Source organism: Microbacterium sp. NPDC089695, from assembly GCF_044749085.1.
In the GTDB taxonomy this organism is placed as follows: Bacteria; Actinomycetota; Actinomycetes; order Actinomycetales; family Microbacteriaceae; genus Microbacterium.
Window position 1 is genome coordinate 306718 of sequence record NZ_JBIVHG010000001.1, and the last position, 19258, is coordinate 325975.

13 protein-coding genes are annotated in these 19258 nt (G+C 70.7%); 6 read left to right on the top strand and 7 right to left on the bottom strand.

The genetic code is table 11. The features are described 5' to 3' along the window. Positions 1–19 precede the first annotated feature (19 nt). On the top strand, positions 20–763 hold the full coding sequence (locus ACIPYT_RS01590) for a GntR family transcriptional regulator (protein ID WP_401069867.1): 744 nt from the start codon (positions 20–22) through the stop codon (positions 761–763). On the opposite strand, the gene ACIPYT_RS01595 is transcribed toward ACIPYT_RS01590, so the two are convergent. Next, positions 739–948 carry a hypothetical protein gene (locus ACIPYT_RS01595; RefSeq protein ID WP_401069870.1) on the bottom strand — a complete coding sequence of 70 codons (210 nt, stop codon included), beginning with the start codon at positions 946–948 and terminating at the stop codon, positions 739–741. The two genes, ACIPYT_RS01590 and ACIPYT_RS01595, sit on opposite strands and share 25 nt — an antisense overlap. A gap of 24 nt (positions 949–972) precedes the next feature. Next, entirely contained in the window at positions 973–2241 is a 1269-nt protein-coding gene (locus ACIPYT_RS01600; protein WP_401069872.1) for a sensor histidine kinase, read from the bottom strand. A 226-nt stretch (positions 2242–2467) separates the two neighbouring features. On the opposite strand from ACIPYT_RS01600, the gene ACIPYT_RS01605 reads away from it, so the two are divergent. Further along, positions 2468–3121: a response regulator gene (locus ACIPYT_RS01605; RefSeq protein WP_401069874.1), complete on the top strand. Its 654-nt coding sequence runs from the start codon at positions 2468–2470 to the stop codon at positions 3119–3121. A gap of 232 nt (positions 3122–3353) precedes the next feature. Here ACIPYT_RS01605 and ACIPYT_RS01610 read toward each other — a convergent pair whose 3' ends face one another. Further along, entirely contained in the window at positions 3354–4220 is an 867-nt protein-coding gene (locus tag ACIPYT_RS01610) for a hypothetical protein (protein ID WP_401069877.1), read from the bottom strand. Positions 4221–4434: 214 nt separating this feature from the next. After that, a complete protein-coding gene (locus tag ACIPYT_RS01615; protein WP_401069880.1) occupies positions 4435–10239 on the bottom strand; it encodes a hypothetical protein in 5805 nt (1934 codons plus the stop codon). 236 nt (positions 10240–10475) lie between these two features. On the opposite strand from ACIPYT_RS01615, the gene ACIPYT_RS01620 reads away from it, so the two are divergent. The 3 genes from ACIPYT_RS01620 to ACIPYT_RS01630 all read left to right on the top strand — a co-directional run bounded on the left by ACIPYT_RS01620 (position 10476) and on the right by ACIPYT_RS01630 (position 13911). Next, positions 10476–11762, top strand: a complete 1287-nt coding sequence (locus tag ACIPYT_RS01620) for a M18 family aminopeptidase (RefSeq protein WP_401069882.1) — start codon at positions 10476–10478, stop codon at positions 11760–11762. 134 nt (positions 11763–11896) lie between these two features. Further along, positions 11897–13354: a purine-cytosine permease family protein gene (locus tag ACIPYT_RS01625; RefSeq protein WP_401069885.1), complete on the top strand. Its 1458-nt coding sequence runs from the start codon at positions 11897–11899 to the stop codon at positions 13352–13354. Further along, positions 13351–13911, top strand: coding sequence for a cysteine hydrolase family protein (locus ACIPYT_RS01630; RefSeq protein ID WP_401069887.1), 561 nt, complete (start codon positions 13351–13353; stop codon positions 13909–13911). The genes ACIPYT_RS01625 and ACIPYT_RS01630 overlap by 4 nt, the downstream gene beginning before the upstream one ends. Before the next feature lie 165 nt (positions 13912–14076). Here ACIPYT_RS01630 and ACIPYT_RS01635 read toward each other — a convergent pair whose 3' ends face one another. After that, positions 14077–14787 carry an MBL fold metallo-hydrolase gene (locus ACIPYT_RS01635; RefSeq protein ID WP_401069890.1) on the bottom strand — a complete coding sequence of 237 codons (711 nt, stop codon included), beginning with the start codon at positions 14785–14787 and terminating at the stop codon, positions 14077–14079. Positions 14788–14904: 117 nt separating this feature from the next. Here ACIPYT_RS01635 and ACIPYT_RS01640 point away from each other — a divergent pair, with 117 nt between their 5' ends. Continuing rightward, on the top strand, positions 14905–15429 hold the full coding sequence (locus ACIPYT_RS01640; protein WP_401069893.1) for a TetR/AcrR family transcriptional regulator: 525 nt from the start codon (positions 14905–14907) through the stop codon (positions 15427–15429). A 120-nt stretch (positions 15430–15549) separates the two neighbouring features. On the opposite strand, the gene ACIPYT_RS01645 is transcribed toward ACIPYT_RS01640, so the two are convergent. Together ACIPYT_RS01645 and ACIPYT_RS01650 are read right to left on the bottom strand one after the other, a co-directional pair. Next, entirely contained in the window at positions 15550–17289 is a 1740-nt protein-coding gene (locus ACIPYT_RS01645) for an ABC transporter ATP-binding protein (protein ID WP_401069896.1), read from the bottom strand. A 168-nt stretch (positions 17290–17457) separates the two neighbouring features. Next, positions 17458–19116 carry an ABC transporter transmembrane domain-containing protein gene (locus ACIPYT_RS01650; RefSeq protein ID WP_401069898.1) on the bottom strand — a complete coding sequence of 553 codons (1659 nt, stop codon included), beginning with the start codon at positions 19114–19116 and terminating at the stop codon, positions 17458–17460. Positions 19117–19258 lie beyond the last annotated feature (142 nt).

The window sequence follows — 19258 nt, forward strand, 5'->3', positions numbered from 1 at the left end:
GGAGAAGTAGTATGCCTATGTGGCCGAAGCTGTGTACACCAGAATCGCCGACGACCTGCGCGAGCGGATCGCGTCGGGGGCGCTGCGTCCCGGCGAGGACGTGCCGACCGAGGCCGAGCTCGCCGAACGCTGGAGCACCTCGCGCGGGCCGATCCGCAACGCGCTCGCGCGACTGCGCAGCGAGGGCCTCATCGAGACGGGGCGCGGCAGGCCGGCGCGCGTCGTCGCGCGCAAGCAGAGTCAGGCCGTCGACGTGTCGGTCCCGTTCACCCGCTGGGCCCGCGACCTCGGCGTCACGCCGGGCGCGCGCACGCAGGAGCTGAGCCTGCGCCGGGCGGGCGAGCGAGCCGATCTCCTCGGCGTCGACCCCGACGACACGATCGTGAGCGTCGTCCGACTGCGACTGCTCGATGGACGTCCGACCATGCTCGAGAGACTCTTCTACACGGAGGTCCCAGGGCGGCGCCTGTTCGAGGTGGACACCGACGCGGTGTCGATCACCGACTATCTGGCATCCGTCGGCCACCCGATCGTCGGCCTGCAGCACCAGATCGACGCGGTCGCGGCAGACGAACAGGATGCCGCACTGCTGCGCATCCCGCAGGGCGCCCCGATCCTGCGCCTGAGCAGGATCTCCCGCGATGCCGACGGGCGGGTGTTCGAAGCATCGGAGGATCGCTATCTCAGCGAGGTCGTGCGCTTCACGGTCGCGGCGTCCGGGATCTCGACGGACGGCCACTACATGCGTGCGGTGGGCGGCTGACGGATCGTCATGGATCCGCGTACCGGGATGTCGATGCTCGTCAGGAGATGACGGCGATCGCTTCCGGAGAAGAAGCCGATCGCGAGCGCGATGGGGATCAGATTCCAAGGATCGCGCTCGCGATCAAAGCGCTGGGGATGCGCTATTTCTGGGGTGCTACCAAGGTAAGCGTCCAGATGCACCATGGAACACTGTCGAACGTCGAGACCTTACATAGACTTTCGTCTAGTCCTGCGGGGAACCCGGATCTCGAGGCGAGTGCTCTCCGACGAGCCTACCGTGTCGACTGTGTCGCCGCGTGCATCGAGCGCGGGAGCGTCGTCATCACGCGCCTGGCGCGCGATGGGCAGGTGCGCCTCGACGACCCAGCGCCCGTCGACCTCTCCGGCGTCGAAGCGTCCGCTCGCGCCGAGCACGCGCTCGGCCATGCGGCCGATCCCGGTGCGGCTGGACGACAGTTCACGTCGCGGGGTCGAAGAGAGCGGGCTGCTCACCGCGAGTCCGGCGGAGTCGTCCGTCACGTCGAGTCGGATCTCGACCTGCCCGGGCCCGGCGTACTTGAGCACGTTGGTCGCGGATTCGCGCATGATGCGCGCGAAGATGATCTCGGCGGCGCGCGGGATGCGCTCGTCGGCGGGGTCGCCGACGATCAGCACCGAGTGGCCGGCCGATTCGAACTCCTCCGAGGCCTCGGCGATCGACGCGGCCAGGTCGCCGGCCGGCATCCCCGCGGCACGGGGGCCGTCGTCGGCGAGGTCGATCACGAATCGGAGGTCCGTCATGGCCTTGCGGGCCGCGATGCGGATGGCCTCCTGCGATGCCGGACTCGCATCGGCGTCGTCCAGCATCTGCACGTGCAGCGACACCACCGTGAGGTGGTGGGCGATGCTGTCGTGCAACTCGCCGGCGATCCAACGTCGCTCGGCGAGAACCGCCTGTCGTTCCTGTTCGGCCTTCTCGGCCAGTTCCACCTCGAGCTTGCGCCCGCGGGCGAAGGCGAGGCGGAGTGCGTAGCCGACCGCGCCCGAGACCACGGCGCTGATAAGGAAGATGCCGATGTTGATCGGTTCTTGCGTGTCCACCAACGCGACGACTGCCGTCGCGAGGAGGAAGAGACCGGCATACGAGAGGATCAGTGCGTTCCATCCCAGACGCATGATCAGACCCGCTGCGAAAGCGGCCACGATCACGACCTGGGTCTCACTGCCGGTGAGGAAGGAGAGAGCGAACACTGCCGCGAGGGAGATCGTCGCGATGAGCGGCGACCACACGTACACGGCGAGAACCAGAGTCGACGCGATACCGATCGCGGCGACGAAGGGGTCCACTCCAGGCGGAAGGAAGAGACCGATGACGTCGACGATGACGATCGTCCCGACGACGGCGAGCACGGCGATCCGTTCGATCGCGGAGAGCTTCTCTCCCTTGCCGAGGCGCGTTGCGGTGGATTCGCGTTCGCTTCTCGGACTTAAAGCCATGCTTCAGTATCTCCTATTCGCCAGGTAGATTAGCGAGTAAAGCCAAAGAACTTGCCGACACCCTGCCAAAAAGTCATATCAATTCACCTCCTGAGTTGGTCTTTTGTGAAGTCGTGATTACATCTTCTCGATGAGTGGCGCTCCTACACATCTGTCTTCCGTCTAGACCTCACTGGCCAAACGTCTAGTTCTTCTCGCTTGGGCTCGCCGCAGGTAGGCTTCCTCCATGCCGGAAATCCGTGTCGTGATCGTCGACGACGATCCCCTCGTGCGCTCTGCTCTGTCCCACTTCGTGTCCCGCGACCCCGAGATCACCGTGATCGCCGAGGCCGAGACCGGGCTCGAGGGCATCGACACGGTCGAGCGCGAGCGCCCCGACGTCGTCATGATGGATGTCCAGATGCCCGAGATGAACGGCATCGAGGCCACCGCCGTGATCGCCGAACGCTGGCCGGAGATCCGCATCCTCGCCGTCACGACCCTCGACGGCAGCGACACCGTGCTGCCCATGCTCAGCGCCGGCGCGTCGGGATACATGCTGAAGGACTCGAGCGCCGCGAGCATCGTCTCCGCCGTGCGCGAGGTGTACAGCGGTCAGAGCTCGCTGTCGCCGCGCATCGCATCCCTTCTCATCAAGCACGTGCGCGACACCGAGCCGATCACGAGCGACGGCACCCTCGAAGACCTGACCGATCGCGAGCAGGAGGTGCTCCAGCGCCTCGCTCAAGGCATGTCCAACGCTGAGATCGCCCGCTCGCTCATCGTGTCGGAGGGCACGGTGAAGGCCCATCTCGGACGCATCATGTCGAAGTGGCACGTGCGCGACCGCGTGCAGATCCTCGTGACGGCCGCGCACGCAGGACTCGTCGAGTTCCGCTGACGCGACGGCCCGAGGCGACGTGCGCCCGCAGCGCGGCGCGCACAGTGCCCGTGGCGCGGCGCGCGCAGAGCCAGTAGGACGCACACAGCGCTCGCAGAAAGCGCATGGCGCAGTAGAACGCTCACAGCGGGAGCAGAACGCGCACAACGCCTGCAGGTCGCTCACAGCGCGAGCAGGACGATCACAGCGGGAGCGGAACGCACACAGCGCCCGCCGGAGGCCCACAGGTCGCTCACAGCGCGAGCAGGACGATGCCGCCCGCGACGACGACGGAGGCTGTGATCCGCCACCCCGGGCGGCTCTCGCGCAGCACGACGACGCCGAACAGGCTCACGAGCACGACGCTCACCTCGCGCAGCGGGGCGACCAATGCGACCGGCGCGATCTGAATCGCGGTGAGCACCAGGATGTACGACAGCGGCGACAGGATGCTGAACGCCACGATCCGTCGCCACTGGGTGAGCCACAGCATCCGCACGGCCGGCCAGCGCCTGCGCACGCCCGCCGTGTAGAACGGGATCTCGAGCAGCGTCGTGCCGACCATGAACGCCACCGGCGAGAGGCTCCAGGTGCGTACGGCGTTGGCATCCCAGATCGTGTAGGCCGCGATCGCGACGCCGGTGAGCACGCCGAACACGAGCCCGGGGTCGAGGCGCCGCCGCACGCCGCCGGGACGCCCACGGTCGACCAGGCCGATCGCCACGACGCCGGCGATGACGGTGGCCACTCCGACCAGAGCGATCGCGAACGGCCGCTCGCCCAGCAGCAGCACCGCCACGATGACCGTGAGGAACGGGCCGGTGCCGCGTGCGGTCGCGTACACGGTCGACAGGGTGCCCTCGCGATAGCCGCGCTGCAGCACGGCCATGTACAGGACGTGCAGCACCCCTGACACGGCGACGCCCAGCGCGAACCCCCACAGGTCGTCGGTACCAAGACCGCCGGTGAAGGGGATGACGCCGACCCACACCACCGTGCTGCCGACGGCGCCCCACCAGAGGAACGGCGTGCCCGCCCGGCTCACGCCGTGAGCGATCACGTTCCACGACGCGTGCGCTATCGCCGCAGTGATGACGAGTACGAAAGCGAACGCGGACATGACCGACCCTTCCGCCCGTCGCGGGGCGCGACGAACAGGGTCCTCCGGGCTTTTGTCCTGTCAGATGACGGCACCCCTGCGGAGGGCTGCCGTGGCGCCGCTCGGACCAGTCGGGGCGGCACCGGCATGCGATCCGTCGCCGCGCCCCGGAACCCTAGGCGCTATCGAGTGCCACCGTAGTCCGCGGAGATGACCGGCGGGTGAACAGGAGTGATCACACCTCCCGCATCCGTCGTCGACGGACGGCGCCGGCCCAGAGCAGGCCTCCACCGGCCAGCAACAGGATCGCGAGCGTCCCTCCGACGATCGTGGCTCCCGTGGCCGGAAGCGTGCGGAGGTCGACGGTCGCCTCCCCCGAGGCCGACACCACCGACAGGCCCGCATCACCCGCGACCGTCGCGACGTTCACGACCTCTCCGGCCGCGACGTCCGCGGCGGTGAGCCGGTAGACGATCGGTCCGCACTCGGTCTGCGCGCCCGGCTCGAGCGCGGGGAGATCGCAGTCGACCTCGCCACCGAGCATCGGATCGACGATCGTGAGGTCGGTGAGCACGACCGCGCCGGTGTTGCGCACCGTGAAGCGGAACGACACGATGTCGCCCACTCCGAACGTGCCGTCGCCGTCGGAGTCGACGGCCTCACCCGTCTTCTCGAGCTCGACCGCCGGCTGGACGTCGAGCGCCGTATCCACGGTGTCCGACGCGGCCACCGGGTCGGCGCCGAAGCCCTGAGCCGAGACGGAGGCGGTGTTCACGATCAGCCTCGCGTCGATCTCCGCCTGCGTGAGCACCGCCGCCGGCCCCGTGCAGAGCGTCGATCGGGCCGGCGCGAGCGTGTCGGTTCCGCAGTCGACAGCACCCTCGAGACGCGGGTCCTCGACCGCGATCGCGGTGAGAGTCGTGGTGCCGGAGTTCGTCACGGCGAACGTGTACGCGATCGTGTCGCCCGCGTCGCGTCGGCCGTTGCCGTTCGCATCCACCGCCGCGGCGGCGGACTTCTCGATCGCCACCTCGTCGACGCCGACGGCATCCACATCCGCACCGGCCGTGTCCGCGACTGCGCCGACCGGCGAGGATGCGGCGACGGACGCGTCGTTGTGCACCGTGCCGGCGTCGATGTCCACCTGGGTCAGCACGTACGCCGTCGGGGCGCAGTCCACGGTCGCGCCGGGTGCGAGCGTGGCGGCCTCGCACACGGCCGCGGCGCCGAGGAGCGGGTCGGTGACCGCGACCGCGCTGAGCGTGGCCGTTCCCGTGTTGCGCACCGTGAACGAGAACGGGATCGTGTCGCCTGCGCCGACGCGACCATCGCCCGTCGCGTCCACCGGCTGTCCGGCCGCCTTCGTGAGCTCGACCCCCGCCGTCCGATCGACGTCGACCGACGCCGATCCCTCGTCCGTGACCGCACGACCGGCTGCGTCGGCCGTCACCGTGGCGGTATTGCGCACGATGCCGGCGTCGATGTCGCCCTGCACCAGCGCGTGGTCCACCGGTGCGCATTCCGCCGACGCCCCCGGGGCGAGTTCGACCCCGTCGAGCGCCGCACAGTCCACAGCGCCGCCGAGCATCGGGTCGACGATGCCGACGTTCTGCAGGGTGGTCGTGCCGGAGTTCGTCGCCGTGAACGTGTACGCGATGGTGTCACCCGGGGTCGCCTGTCCGTCGCCGTCGACGTCCACCAGGGCGCCCGCGACCTTCGACAGCACGATGCTGTCGACTCCCGCGACGGCGACGTCCGCCTCCGCGGCGTCGGCGGCCTGTCCGCGGGGTGTCTCCGCCGCCACCGACGCCTCGTTGTGCACGGTGCCGGCATCGACGTCGGCCTGCGTCAGCGTGTAGGTCACGGGCGCGCACACGGCCTCCGCGCCCGGAGCGATCGGTGCGCCGAGCGCCGTGCACGTGACAGCGCCCCCGAGCAGGGCATCGGTGATCGATGCGCTCGCGATCGTGACCGCCCCGGTGTTGCGCACCGTGAACGTGTAGTCGATCGTGTCGCCGGCATCCGTGCGCCCCGTGCCGTTGGCATCGGCAGGTGCGGCGCCGACCTTGATCAGCTCGACGGCGGGCGTTCCTGCCAGGCCGATCGTCACGGTCGACGAGTTGTTCGCGGGGTCGGGGTCCGGCGTCGTGGATGCCACGCTCGCCGTGTTCGTCATCGTCGCCGCGGCCGACGCCGGGTCGATGCGTCCGCTCACGGACGCCGTGAAGGTGCCGCCTGACGGGATCGAGTCGCCCGCACACCGGAGTTCACCGCCCGCGATCGTGCACCCGGGCGTCGGAGTCGTCGGATCGAGCAGGTCGGCGGGCAGCTGATCGACGACGGTCACGGCTGCCGCGGCGCTCGGCCCGGCGTTGCTCACGACGAGCGTGAAGGTGAGCGACGCGTTCGCGATGCCGGGGTCGGCAGAACTCGTCTTGACGATCGACAGGTCGGCGGAGGGCGTGACGGTCATGGTCGCCGTGCCGGTGTTGCTCTCCGGCGCCGGGTCGATCGCCGAGGACGTGCCCGACGCCGTGTTCGTCTGCGCACCCGTCGCTGTCGCGCGAGCCGTCACCGCGAGCGATGCCGACCCTCCCGGTTGCACGGAACCGACGAACCAGCGCGACTCCCCCGCCGACCAGACGCCGACCGACGGTGTCGCAGTCGTGACGAACAACCCGCTCGGCGCCAGCTCGTCGACCACGACGGCGTCGGCGACCGAGGGTCCGTCGTTGCGCACGGTGATCACGAAGGCCGCGTCGCCCCCGAGCGGGACGGTAGGAGTCGACGTGGTCTTCTCGACGACGATGTCGGCACGCGGCGCGAGGGTGCGCTGGACGGTCGAGGCGTTGTTGGTCGCATCGGGATCGGGTGTGGGCGACGCGGCCGATGCCGTGTTGGTCAGCGTTCCCGTCGCACCGGGGGCGAGAGTGCCGTCGAGGCGCACGGCTGCATCCTGACCGACCGCGAGGTCGCCGAACGCGCACGTGACGGTGGCGCCCGCCACCGTGCATCCGTCCGGGACGGCACCGAGCGCGAACGCGGACGGCAGGGTGTCGCTCACCACGACTCCCCGAGCGAGAGACGGCCCGGCGTTCGTCGTGGTGAGGGTGTATCCGAACGCCGCACCGGGAATCGCCGCGGCATCGGCCGTCTTGACGATCGACACGTCGGCGCTCTGCACGATCTCGACGTCGACGGCGCTCGCGTTGTTCGCGGGGTTCGGATCGTCGACCGGCGACGTGACCGACGCCGTGTTCGTCGTGAGGCCCGCGGGCGCATCGGCGGCGACGGTCGCCTGCACGGTCACCGTGCCGGATGCCCCGCTCGCGAGCGTGGCCCAGGTGCAGCGCACGGACGCACCGTCGGGCTGCGTGCACGTCGCGGTGCCCGCGTCGATCGCGGAGACCGCGAACCCCTGCGGCAGCGTGTCCGCGAGCACGACGTTCACGGCGTCGGAGGCTCCGGCGTTCGTGGCCACGAGCGTGTAGGTGATCGTCTCGCCGGCCGCGGCCTGCGTGGCCGACGCCGTCTTCGTGAGCCCCAGGTCCGCGATCCGCGAGGGATCGAAGCTCGTCGACGAGGTGTTGTCTGCGGGGTCGGGGTCGGACGTGCTGCTCGACACCGAGGCCGTGTTCTGCACGACGGCCGTGCCGCCCGGCGCGAGCGTCACGACAAGCGGGACGGTGACGGTCGCTCCCGCGCCGATCGTCCCGAGGTCGCACGTGAGCGTCTGCGCGGCGACGGCGCAGGTTCCCTGCGGCGGCGTCGCGCTCACGAAGGTGCTCGCGGGGTCGAGCGGGTCGGTGATGCGCACGGCGCGAGCGTCGGAGGGACCGTCGTTGCGGACGGTCAGCGCGTACGTGACGCTCCCGCCCGCCACCGGCGTCGCCGGCGAGAAGCTCTTGGTCATCACGAGATCGGCCGACGTCGTGACGGTGCCGGCGACGGTGGCGGTGTTGTTCCCGGGCGTGGGATCCGTCAGCGCGCCTGCGACGGATGCTGTGTTCGTCAGCGCGGATCCGGGGTCGAGGGAGGGGGAGACGGTGCCCACGACGGTCACCGTTGTGCTCGCGCCGCTCGCCAGATCGGGCAATGCGCAGTCGATGCTCGCGCCGACCGTGCAGGTACCGCCGCTCGGAGTCGCCTGCACGTTCGTGAGACCGGCCGGGATGACGTCCGTCAGGGTGACGCCGGTGCCCGTCTGCGGGCCGTTGTTGGTCACCGTCACGGTGAACGTCGTGGGCAGACCGGCGACCAGGGGCGCGGTGTCGAGGGTCTTCGCGACAGCCAGATCGGCGGCCGCCCCGACGGGCGTCTGCGTACGATCGCTCAGCGCGACACGGTCGGTGTTCCCCACGGGGTCGCGGAACGCGACGGACGCTGCGTTGCCGATGGTCGTCGCCGCGGCATCCGTGGCCACCCTCACATCGAACGTGTACGACGTGATCGCTCCCGGAACCAGATCGCCGCCCGCCGTTCCGGTCGCACCGGCACCGAGACGGACGACGACGGTGCGCGTGTCGCCGGCGTACTCACCGCGGTCGTCTCCGGCCGCGTCCGTAGACGTGCCGGTGCCGGGGCCGGTCGCGATGCGGATGGATCCCGGCACGAAGACGACCCCTGCTGGAAGCGCGTCCGACGAGATCGTCTGCTGGGAGGCGTTTCCGCCGTCATTCCGCACGGCGACGGTATACCGCAGCGTGTCGCCGACCTCGGCCGTCGCGCCGGCGCGCGAGAGGTTCACCACCGACTTCGAGGGCAGGAGGCAGGGCCCGGTGCCGAAGTCCACGTCGTCGATGAGATTCCCCGCGACCGGGTCGTTCGCCGACGTCTGCACCGATTCGAAGGCGATGCGCGTCGACGTCTGCCCGGTCGGCACGGCGTAGGCGCCGCTGTGCGCACCCCAGGCCCCCGCACCGTCGGTGAGAGAGCCGCTGACGTCGGTGAGCGTTCCACCGGCGGCTCCGATCAGCACCCTCATGGTGTCGTCGCCGTCGCGACCGCGGTGCTTCAGCGACCAGCGCAGCGTCTGCCCCGGTTCGGTCGCCACGTCCTGGTAGGTCCGCCCCGCCTGGCCCGCGTTGAGCTCGATGAACTGCGTGCCGTCGACTGCCGGCGTGCCCGCAGGATTGCTCGCGGCGGGCCAGATCTCGATCGCGTCGTCGCCGGCGGTCGTCTCCCATCCTGGCACCGCGCTCTCGGCGACCGCGGTGGCGCCGGTCACGACGGGCTGCTCGAAGCTGCGGTTCTGGAGCGCGACGACACCGTCGCACCGCGTGGGGTCGGGAATCGACAGGGAGTAGGCCCATCCGTCGGAGGATGTCGAGAGGGTGCTGCTCACGGCACTGTTGCGCAGCGAGATCTGCTGGATCAGGCCGCTGGCCGCCGAGATGCGCAGCGAGCCGCAGGCGCCATTGGGGTTCGCACCGGCATTGGTCTCGCATCCGCTCTGACCCGCCTGCACCTGCACCGAGTTCCAGCGACTGCCCGACGATTCGAGCTCGTTGTTGCCCGAGATGCGCTGCACCGTGATCGGCGCGCCGGTCGTGCTCACGCCGGTGATCTCCAGGTACGAGCCGTCGAGACCGATGACGTGGATCATGGGCTCCGCGATCGGTCGGTCGAACGTGATCGTGAAGTCCCGGGTGCCGCGGGTGGCGCTGGGACCGATTCCGAGGCAGGTGACCGCGGACGCGGGCGTGGCCGCGGGAACGGCAGGGGTCACGAACGACGCCAGGTTCGTGCCGGCGAACGCGATGACGCCGCTCATACCGCACGCCTGCCCCGTCGTCGCCACGGTCCGTTCGGTCGCCGTCACTCCGGTCGCACCGAACGTGAGTGTGCGGCTCGCATTCGTGCCCGTGCCTGAGGTCGCGGAGATCGCGGTCACCCACTGCTGCGCGATGGTCCCATCGGCACCCGCGGCAGATGGGAGCGCCGTGACGGAGCCCGCCACCGTCAGTCCGGCGGCGACGAGGAGCGCTGCTCCGACACCGGCGATGGTGCGCCGCATGGCGGCACGGACGTTCGCAGACATGGCCTGTCTCCCTCTTCTCCCCGACCGTCGACGGTGCCGGGAAGCATTCGCGCACCACGGACGGCGGTGCTTCTCTCTCGTGGGGAAGCTACTGGAGATGCACGGGCCTTTCCCAGGAAGCCGGTGCGCCATACCGGTATAGCGAAATACAGCACCGAAGAGGTGTAACGACCGCACTCGCGAGACGACGTCGACGCGCCGATTACGATCGAAGGACGCCACCAGGAAGGTCGACCATGCCCGTCACTCCCGACGCCATCGCCCACGCCGAGGACCTCGCCGACTTCGTCGCCGCCTCGCCCTCCAGCTATCACGCCGCCGCCGAGACGGCTCGTCGCGTCGAGGACGCGGGCTTCACGCGCCTGCACGAGGAACAGGCATGGGAGATCGTGCCCGGCGGGCGCTACGTGGTCGTGCGCGACGGCGCCGCGATCGCCTGGAGTGTGCCGGCGGACGCCACCGCGACGACCCCGACGCACGTCTTCGGCGCGCACACCGACTCCCCCGGATTCAAGCTCAAGCCGCAGCCCACGACCGGAGCGAAGGGCTGGCTGCAGGCCGCGGTCGAGGTGTACGGCGGTCCCCTGCTGAACTCCTGGCTCGACCGCGAGCTGCGCCTCGCCGGCCGCCTCGCGCTCGCCGACGGACGCGTCGTCCTGGCCGACACCGGCGCCCTGCTGCGGCTCCCCCAGCTCGCGGTGCACCTCGACCGCGGCGTCAACAACAACGGGCTCGCACTCGACAAGCAGGCCGAGACGCAGCCGGTGTGGGGACTGGGCGACGCCGCAGAGGCCGATGTGCTCGCCGAGCTCGCGGCATCCGCCGGCGTCTCCGCCGACGAGGTGCGCGGATACGACGTCGTGATCGCCGACGCCGCGCGCGGCGCAGTGTTCGGCAAGGACGACGCGTTCTTCGCCTCGGGCCGACTCGACGACCTCGCCTCGGTGCACGCCGGGCTCGTGGCGTTCGAGAGAGCGGGCGTCGCGGAGTCCGGCCCCATCGCCGTGCTCGCGGCGTTCGACCACGAGGAGCTCGGCTCGAACTCGCGCTCCGGGGCAGCCGGCCCCTTCCTCGAGGACGTGCTGGGACGCGTGTACGACGCCCTGGGCGCCGATGCCTCGCAGCGCCGTCAGGCGTTCGCCTCGTCGTGGTGCCTGTCGAGCGACGTCGGCCACTCCGTGCACCCCAACTACGCGCAGAAGCACGACCCGATCGTGCAGCCCGTGCTCGGCTCCGGTCCGATCCTCAAGCTCAACGCCAACCAGCGCTACGCGACGGATGCCGTCGGCTCCGCCGCCTGGCGCCACTGGTGCGACGCCGCCGACGTCGTGACGCAGGAGTTCGTGTCGAACAACAACGTGCCCTGCGGGTCGACGATCGGCCCCATCACGGCCACGCGTCTCGGCATCCGCACGGTCGACGTCGGCATCCCGATCCTGTCGATGCACTCGGCGCGCGAGCTCGCCGGGGTCAGCGACCTGCACGACCTCACACGGGTCGCCGCAGCGTTCTTCGCCGGCTGAGCGTCACGCGCGCACGATTCCCGCCCCGAAACCCCGGGGGCAGTGCCAACACGACGAGCACAGTGCATCACGACGAGCACAGTGCCAACACGACGAGCGTGCCATCATGACCAGCACAGTGCCATCATGAGCAGATGACGCAGATCCAGCCGGTCGAGACCCGCGGCGCCCTCATCGAGCGCGCGGGCATCGAGATCATCCCCGAGTCCGAGCGCACCGCGAAGCCACGCGACCTGTTCTGGCCGTGGTTCGCGGCGAACGTGTCGGTGTTCGGACTGTCGTACGGCTCGTTCGTGCTGGGCTTTGGCATCTCGTTCTGGCAGGCCACGATCGTGTCGGTCATCGGCATCGTCGTGTCGTTCCTGCTGTGCGGGCTCATCGCGATCGCAGGCAAACGCGGATCGGCGCCGACCATGGTGCTCTCCCGCGCGGCGTTCGGCGTGCAGGGGCAGAAGGTGCCCGGCATCGTGTCTTGGCTCACGTCGATCGGGTGGGAGACCTTCCTCGCGATCATGGCCGTGCTCGCGACCGCGACCGTGATCACGCAGCTCGGCGGCGACGGCGAGAGCATCGCGCTCAGGATCGTCGCGACGATCATCGTCGCCGCGCTCATCGTCGCGGCCTCGGTGCTCGGCTATCACACGATCATGAAGCTTCAGTCGGTGCTCACGTGGGTCACGGGCGCCGTCACGGTGCTCTACGTGATCCTCGCCGCGCCCAGCATCGACATCGCCGCCGTGATGGCACGCCCCGACGGCGGGCTCGGCCAGGTCATCGGCGCGCTCGTCATGGTCATGACCGGCTTCGGCCTCGGCTGGATCAACATCGCCGCCGACTGGTCGCGGTACCAGAAGCGCACGGCATCCGACGGCGCGATCGTCGCGTGGAACACGATCGGCGGATCGATCGCCCCCGTCATCCTCGTGATCTTCGGGCTTCTACTCGCCGGCTCGAACGACGATCTCATGACCGCGATCGCCGCCGACCCGATCGGTGCGCTCGCGACGCTCCTGCCCGTGTGGGTGCTCGTGCCGTTCCTGCTCACCGCCGTACTGGCCCTCGTCTCGGGCGCCGTGCTCGGGATCTACTCCTCCGGGCTGACCCTGATCAGTCTCGGCATCCGCATCCCCCGGCCCTCTGCGGCAGCGATCGACGGGGTGATCCTCACGCTCGGCACGATCTACGTCGTGTTCTTCGCGACCGACTTCCTCGGGCCGTTCCAGAGCTTCCTCATCACGTTGGGCGTGCCTCTCGCGTCGTGGGCCGGCATCCTCATCGCCGACATCCTGCGCCGGAAGAAGGACTACGACGAGGACGCGCTGTTCGACAGCCGCGGTCGCTACGGCGCCTGGGACTGGACGTCGATCGGCACCATGGTCGTCACGAGCGCGATCGGCTGGGGCCTGGTGGTCAACAACTTCGCGGCGGATGCTCCGTGGAACAACTGGCAGGGGTATCTGCTGTTCGTCATCGGCGGTCGCGAGGGCGACTGGGCCTACGCCAACCTCGGCGTCTTCTTCGCGCTCGTGCTGTCGTTCGTGTTCACATGGTTCGCGCGCGCCGGGAGGATCCGCCGGCAGGAAGCCGCGTGAGCACGCCCGACGCGCGACCCTGGCTGGTCGTGATCGACCCGCAGAACATCTTCGCGTCGCCCGACTCGGCGTGGGGCTCGCCGTTCTTCGCGGACGCGATCGTGCGCATCCGCGAGCTCGCGTCGGCGTTCGGCGACCGCGTGCTCGTCACCCGATGGATGCCGACGGCCGACCGTTTCACGGCCTGGGGCGACTACTTCGCGGAGTGGCCGTTCGCCGACCGCCCCGCCGACGATCCGCTGTTCGATCTCGTTCCCGACGAACGGGACCTGTCGCCGCATCCGACCCTCGACCTGCCGACGTTCGGCAAGTGGGGGCCCGAGATCGAGGCGATCGTCGGACGCGGTGCGCACGTCGTGCTGACTGGCGTCTCGACCGACTGCTGCGTGCTGTCGACGGCGCTGGCCGCCGCGGATGCCGGGGCGCACGCGACCGTCGTCGCCGACGCCTGCGCCGGGTCGACGGCCGAGAACCAGGCCGCCGCCCTGCACGTCATGGGGCTGTACCCGCCGCAGCTGACGATCGCCGACACGACCGCGGTGCTCGCGGGTCTCTGATCGGGGCTATCGGTGAGGTGTCGCTCCGTCACTTCGGGGGCCGACACGCCACATCTCGGACCGTTCGCCCGCATCCATCCGACATCCGGCGTGTCGGCCCCCGAAGTGTATGCCGGGGTGCGGGCCGATGCCGGGGCGCGGGCTGGTGAGGGTGCGGGTCGGACGTCAGCCGGCGGCGCGCACCGCCGCGGCGATGTCGGCGGGGGTGCCGTGCCAGGGCGCTCCGTGCCCGGGCAGCACCCAGGATGCCGCGACGTCGGCGAGCCGGTCGAGGGAGGCTATCGCCTGCTCGGGCTCGTCGGTGAACGGCGCCGGCTGGGCACCCTCCCGCCCGGTGAGCACGTGCCGTGTCGTGAGCGCGTCGCCCACGAAGACCGCATCGACGGCGGGCACGTGGATCGCGACGCTGCCCGGCGAATGCCCCGGCATCCCGACGATGACCGGCGATCCCGGGAGGTCGAGCACATCACCGTCGGCGACCTCGACGACCTCGGCCACGTGCCGGGTGCGCAGGGCGTTCTTGCGGATGCCGTAGGCGAGGAACCCCAGGAGCGGACCGAGCCGCGACGGCCCCATGGCGGTCTTGGGCTTCTCCCCCGTGCGCACGCGATGCGCGTCGGCGGCATGGATGAACACCGGGACCCCGGCCTCTGTGCGGAGGCGCTCCGCGAAGCCGATGTGGTCGCTGTCACCGTGGGTGAGGACGACCCCGCGGATGTCGGACACGGGTCGCCCGATCTCGGCCAGCTCGCGCTGCAGGTCGTGCCAGTGTCCCGGCATCCCCGCGTCGATCAGCGTGATGCCTTCGGGGAGATCGATGAGATAGGAGGCGACGATGTCGTCACCCAGTCGGTGGAGGTGCGGTGCGAGCTTCATGGCGGTTCCTTGTCGAAGTTGCGATGTCGAGGGTGAGATGTCGCGGTTGCGATGGCTACGTTACATAGCTATCATGGCTAACGTCAATAGCCATGATTCTTATTCCCGGAGGACCGGATGCCGACTCCCGACCGCACGTCGCTCGCCGCCATCGTCGAGGCCGGCCGCGCCATCCTCGAGGCGACCGGCCCCTCCGGCGTGACGATGCAGGCGGTCGCCGCACGCGTCGGAGTCCGGGCGCCCTCCCTGTACAAACGCGTCCGCGACCGCGATGCGCTCCTGGCCGAGGTCGTGCAGGCGACGGCCGACGACCTCACCGCACGCCTCGAGCGCACCGACGGCGGCCTCGCCGAGATCGCCGCCGCCTACCGCCGATTCGCCCGCGAGCAGCCCGAGGGGTTCCGCCTGCTGTTCACGGCATCCGCTCCGCCCGACGCCCTGCGCGACGCCGCGGTGCCCGTGCTGCGCGCCTGCGAGGCGCTCGTCGGCGCCGACGAGGCACTCGACGCGGCACGCCTCTTCACGGCCTGGGCGACCGGATTCCTGCAGATGGAACTGAGCGGGGCGTTCCGCCTCGGTGGCGACGTCGATGCGGCTTTCGACTACGCGACGCAGCGCATCATCCGCGCGCTCACGACCTGACGGCGGGACTCAGACCTGACCCGACCCACGCGCCATCTCCCGATCGGCCGAGCCCCTGGCGGGGTCAGTCACCGAACCCGGGACCGGGAGGGCAGATCGGCACCTTCCGAAGACGGTCAATCACCACCGGGTCCATGCCGCCCACAGGTCGGCGTAGGGACCGGCATCCGCCACGAGCTCGTCGTGCGTGCCCGACTGCACCACCCGTCCGTCCTGCATCACGAGGATGCGGTCGGCCACGACCGCCTGGCTCAGCCGGTGTGCGATCACGATGCCGGTGCGACCGCCGATCGCCCCGAGCGAGGCGCCGTCGAGCATCTCCGAATCGGCAGACCCGGCCTCGGCCGTGGCCTCGTCGAGGATCACGACGGATGCCGTCGACAGCGCGACCCGCACGAGCGCGAGGTGCTGCGCCTGACCGGGGGTGAGCGGATGCCCCGCCTCGCCGATCACGGTGTCGAGCCCCTCGGGGAGCCGCAGGATCCAGTCGGCGCCGAGACGCTCGATCGCCTCGCGCATCCGGTCCTCGTCACCGTCGCCGAACAGGGCCAGGTCGTCGCGCACGGTGCCGGCGAACACATGCGGCTCCTGGCTGAGCATCACGACTGCGTCGCGCAGATCGTGCGGATGCCAGTCCTCGATGCCCCGGTCGTCGTGCCGCACCGTGCCATCGCCGACGGGCAGCGCGCCGGCGAGCACCCGTGCGAGGGTGGTCTTGCCGGCGCCGCTCGCCCCGACGATCGCGATCGTGTCGCCGGGAGCCGCACGCAGCGAGACCGCGTCGAGGTCGCGCCGATCGGCGCGGTGCCCGAACGAGAGGTCGTCGACGTCGATCGCACCGCGGCGCTCCGCCCGGGCGGAGTCGGCGGAGCGCTCCCGGGGCGTCGGGAGTCCGATCACGCCGAACAGGCGGGCGAGGCTGGCCCCGGCATCCTGCAGTTCGTCGATGCGGTACAGCAGGGTTCCCATCGGTCCGAAGAGTCCGAGGAAGTACAGCGCCGCAGCCGTCGCCGCGCCGAGCTCGACGTACCCGCCGGTGACCAGCAGGTAGCCGACCACGAGCACGGCCGAGAGGCCGACGAGCTCGGCCCCGTTCAGGAACACGTTGAAGTCGTTGCGCACCTTCGTGGCCCGCACCTCGAGCGCGATCGCCTGCTCGCTGGACTCGGCGATCCGATCGAGGTGGCGCTCCTCCGCGCGCAGGGCGCGGACCGTGTCGACGCCGCGCACCGCTTCGATCGTGCGCTGACCGCGCTCGGCGACCACCGCCCGGTGCTCCCGGTAGACCGGGGCGGAGCGGCGTAGGAACCAGCGCAGCGAGAAGTACTGGATCGGAGCCGCGGCGAGCGCGGCCAGCGCGAAGCGCCAGTCCAGCAGCCCGAGTCCGAGGAGACTGAGCACGATGCCGAACAGCGCCGTGAGGAACGCGGGAAGAGCCTCCTCGACCACCTCGCCGACCGCACGCACGTCGCCGGAGAGGCGCGCGACGAGGTCGCCGGTGCCCGCGGCCTCGATGCGTGCCGTCGGCTGAGCGAGCGCGGTGCCGAACGCGGCCTCGCGCACCTCGCGGATCGTCCCCTGACCGAGGCGGGCGAGCAGCACGCGGCCGACCCAGGTGAGGCCGGCGCCCACGGCGAGCGAACCGGCGAGGGCCAGACCGTAGGGCAGCAGCGCTCCACCTCCGGCCACGATGTCGTCGACCATGAGGCCGATCACCCACGGGGCGACGAGCGCGGCGCCGACCCCGGCGCACAGCGTCAGCATGGAGGCGAGCGCGAGCCCGCGTCGGTGCCCGAGTGCGGTCAGCAGTCCGCGGGCGGTGTCGCGGCGCGAGGCGATCGGGAGCTTCTCCGCGGTCATGCGTGCGCCTCCCTCACGTCGTGCACGCGATGGCAGGTGGAGAGAAGCGACGCGCGGTCGGTGAGCAGCAATGCCTCCGCGATCATGCGTGCGCCTCCCTCACGTCGTGCACGCGATGGCAGGTGGAGAGAAGCGACGCGCGGTCGGTGAGCAGCAATGTCTCCGCGGTCATGCGTGCGCCTCCCGCAGGTCGTGCACACGATGGCAGGAGGAGAGGAGCGACGCGCGGTCGGTGAGCAGCACGATCGTGCGGCCCTCACTCGCGAGCCCCGTCGCGACCTGCGCCTCCGTGATCGGATCGATCGCGGTCGTGGGTTCGTGCAGCACGAGGAGCGGTTGTGGCTGGTGCAGCGCGCGGGCGAGCAGGAGTCGCTGCCGCTGCCCGCCGGAGAGCCGCAGGCCGCGTTCGCCGACCTTCTCGTCGAGTCCGTCGGGCAGCCGACGCAGCACCTCGTCGAACGCGGATGCCGACAGATGCGCGTCATGGATGTCCGCCGCGATGTTCTCGGCCGCGGTGCCGCTGAACACGGCGGCGTCGTGCGGGGGCGCGAACACGGCCTCGCGCAGCCCGGCGTCGCCGAGGTGCACGGCATCCGTGCCGTCGATCACGAGCTCGCCCGGCGTCGCGGGCCGGAGGCCGCCGAAGAGACGCGCGAGGTCGACGATGCGCTCGGGATCGGCACGGATGCCGGTGACCTGGCTTGCGACGACCTCGATGCCGCGGCCGTCGACCGACAGGCGCGCGATGACCTCGCGGCCTGACGCGTTCGGGTCCGTGAATCCGGCCGTGGGCGCCTCGGGTTCGGCGAGCACCCCCGTGCCAGGAGCCACCTCGACGGCCGCCTCGACGGCCGCAACCGGTCCGCCCTGCGCGAGCGCTCCCGCGTCCTGTGAGAACTCCGCGATGCGCCGAGCGGATCCGTGCTTCGAGGCGATCGCGGCCGGCAGGTACCCGAGCGACTGCAGGGGACCGCGGATGGTCTGCGCGAGGCCCATCGCGGTCACGAAGCCGCCGACCGTGATCGCCCCGTCGAGCGCGAGCCACCCCCCGAGCATCGCGATCCCGGTGAAGGCGAGCCCGCTCACGAGGAGGTTCAACGCCGTGAGGCCGGCGGCGGCCTTCTCGGCCCGATAGGCGGCCTCGGCCGCGACCGCGCTCTCGGCGACGTAGCGCCGGGTCGCACGGGAGGCGCCGCCGAGCGCACCGAGCACACGCAGCCCGGTCGCGAAGTCGGTGCTCACGGCGTCGAGTCTCGCGGCCTGCTTCTGCGCCTCGTATCCGCGACGACGCAGTCCGCCGCTCACGACGTGCACGAGGAACGCCTGCACCAGAGTGCCGATCACGACCGCGACCGCGAGCGGCCACGCGATCGTGAGCAGGGTGATGCAGGCGACGAGCACCGCGGTGGCGGCTGCGGCCTGCTCGGCGATGACCCAGAAGAACCCGGCGGTCTGTCCGGCATCCGACGAGGAGATCGTCAGCACCTCGCCAGCGGGCCGACGCGTGCGGCGGTGCAGGGCGAGGCCGAGCACTCCCTGGCGCAGCGCGTGCTCGCCCCGCGCGTAGACCACGGTGCCCGCGCGGTCGCCGAGCTGCCACGCGCAGATGAGCACCGCGAACACGGCGACGAGGAAGGCGAGCGCCCATCCGAGGGCGACCGGGTCTCCCGGGGCGATGGCCCGGTCGATCACGACGCCGACCGCGACGGGCACCATGACCTCGGCGAGCTGGTGGCCGCAGAACCCCACGACCGACAGCACGGCGCGCATCCGGCGACCGCGGCCCCAGACCCCCTCGGCGAAGACCGTGCCGACCGTGGTGGTCACGTCGGATCCGCGGCGGGAAGACGGCGCGCGGGCGCAGGAGTGCAAAGGGACATCGGGGCTCCGGAGAGGCGAGGGTGGTGCGGCGCGGATCGGCGCGACGGCGAAAGCCTTCTCTCACGATAGGCGAACCGGATGTCGCGGA